Raw genomic sequence first — 2,350 nt, forward strand, 5'->3', positions numbered from 1 at the left:
CGTACCAGCGGCGCAGCTGGTAGACGGGCCCGTCCTCCTCGCACAGCAGCGGGTTGTCGATGCGCGTCTTGTTCCGCCAGATCTCGATGTCCTGCTCGAAGCCGAGCAGGATGAAGTCCGACAGCTTCTGCGCGGACGCCTCCGCCGCCTCCGGCGGCAGCGCGTCGCTGTGCTGGACGATGATGCCCGAGTGCAGCGAGAACGAGTTCTGGTCGATCGGGTAGTGGCAGTTGATCAGCACGGAGTGCAGGTCGTACCCCTCGTAGTGGTACGTCAGCTCGTCGATCATGAACGAGGGGCCGTGGTAGGACGCGACCGAGGTGTTGCCGAGCATCCGCGGCCCGCCCCCGCCGCCCCGGGCCGCGCGGGCGTCCTCCCGGGTCACGCCCTTCATGATCTGCGTGGCGGTGTGGCCCTCGAAGATGTTCTTGAAGTACGTCGGGAACGACTTGTGGATGTAGAAGAAGTGCGCCATGTCCACGACGTTGTCGATGATCTCGCGGCAGTTGGTGTGGACGACCGTCTCGGTCCAGCGCCAGTCGGTCCAGTCGTCGCTGGTCGCGCCCGCGATCTTCGGGATCGTCACGTCCGCCGGCGGCTTGCTCCCCTCCGGGTCGTTCCACACGAACAGCAGCTTGTCCTGCTCCATCGTCGGCCACGCGGCGGTCCGGGCGCGCAGCGGGACGCGGCGCGAGTACGGGATCTGCTTGCAGCGGCCGTCGCCGCCCCAGCGCCAGTCGTGGAACGGGCAGGCGATCTCGTTGCCCTTCACCGTCCCCTGGGACAGGTCGCCGCCCATGTGCCGGCAGTAGGCGTCCAGGACGTTCGTCTTCCCGTCCGCGCCGGTGAAGACCACGAGCTTCTGCCCGAACGCGTTGACCGTGTGGGGCTTGCCGTCCTTGTACTTCTCGGCCAGCCCGAGGCAGTGCCATCCCCGGGCGAAACGGGAGGTGACGGCCTCCGCCTCGATGGCGCGGACGGCGTCCGACTCGGTTGCGGTCACGTGGATCATCCCTTCAGCGATGGATGGGTGATTCGAACGTTAGATCGCAGGTCACCGTCCCGAACGGCGAGTCCCGGTGGCCGGGACGCGGAGCCCCGTGCGGGCCCGCGCGCGTGGTCTGCTGCAATGGGCAGACGACGAAGACGGGAGTCGACGGATGAGCAACGAGGTCCTGGACGCCGTTCGCGGGCTGCTGCCGGGCATCGCCGAACGGGCCCGGTCCGTGGACGAGAAGGGACACATCCCCGCCGAGACCATGCGCGAGCTGACCGCCGCCGGGGTGTTCAGGATGCTCCAGCCCGCCCGCTACGGCGGCGCCGAGGACGACCCCGTCGCCTTCTACGAGGTCGTCCGCGCGATCTCCGGCGCCTGCGGCTCGACCGGCTGGGTCGCCGCGATCCTCGGCGTCCACTCCTGGCATCTCGGCCTCTTCGCGGACGAGGCGCAGCGCGAGGTGTGGGGCGCCGGGCCCGACACCCTGATCTCCTCGTCCTACTCGCCCATCGGCCGCCTCACCCCCGTCGACGGCGGCTACGAGCTGAGCGGCCACTGGTCGTTCTCCTCCGGCGTGGAGTTCGCGTCCTGGGCCCTGCTCGGCGCCCTCGTCGTCGGCGCGGAGGGACGCCCGGTCGACTTCATGACGGTTCTCGTGCCCAGGCGCGACTACGAGATCCGCGAAGTGTGGGACTCGATGGGCCTGCGCGGCACCGCCAGCGACGACATCGTCGTCGACCGGGCGTTCGTCCCGTCCCACCGCGCCATGCGCAACTTCGAGCAGGCCCAGCTCCGCAACCCCGGCCGCAAGGTCAACACCGGCCCGCTCTACCGGATGCCCTTCGGGACGATCTTCACCAGCACCGTCACCGCCAGCGTGATCGGCATGGCGGCGGGCTGCCACGACCTCTACGTGGAGAAGATGCGCGACCGGATCCGGCTCAGCCTCGGCGGCGGCCGCTTCGTCGAGGACCCGCACGCGCAGGTCGCCGTGGCCCGCGCCGCGTCCGAGATCGACGCCGCGATCCTGCAGACCGACCGGAACGTCCGGGAGATCCACGCGTACGCGGCCCGCAACGAGAAGATCCCGATGGAGCTGCGCCTGCGCGCCCGCCGCGACCAGGTGCGCGGCACCGAGCGCGCCATCCAGGCGATCGACATCCTCTTCAAGACCGCCGGCGGGAACTCCCTGCACCGCGGCAACGTCATCGAACGCGCCTGGCGCGACGCCCACGCCGGCAGCGTCCACGTGGCGAACGACGTCGAGCACGCCCTCTCCATGTGGGGCCGCGGCATCTTCGGCCTCAAGGTCGAGGACAACCTCGTCTGACCCGCCCCCGAACTCGTCTGACC

At 69.8% G+C, this 2,350-nt stretch carries 2 protein-coding genes; one reads left to right on the forward strand and one right to left on the reverse strand.

Annotation, left to right across the window (positions count from 1 at the left end):
* A partial coding sequence (locus ACIWVC_RS34510; RefSeq protein ID WP_396453258.1) for a Rieske 2Fe-2S domain-containing protein occupies positions 1 to 1,012 on the reverse strand: 1,012 nt, incomplete at its 3' end.
* A 148-nt stretch (positions 1,013 to 1,160) separates the two neighbouring features.
* Between ACIWVC_RS34510 and hsaA the strand changes: the two genes are divergently transcribed.
* On the forward strand, positions 1,161 to 2,327 hold the full coding sequence (gene hsaA, locus ACIWVC_RS34515) for a 3-hydroxy-9,10-secoandrosta-1,3,5(10)-triene-9,17-dione monooxygenase oxygenase subunit (RefSeq protein WP_396453257.1): 1,167 nt from the start codon (positions 1,161 to 1,163) through the stop codon (positions 2,325 to 2,327).
* Positions 2,328 to 2,350: the final 23 nt, after the last annotated feature.

The organism is Actinomadura sp., assembly GCF_044508335.1.
Classification (GTDB): Bacteria; Actinomycetota; Actinomycetes; order Streptosporangiales; family Streptosporangiaceae; genus Spirillospora.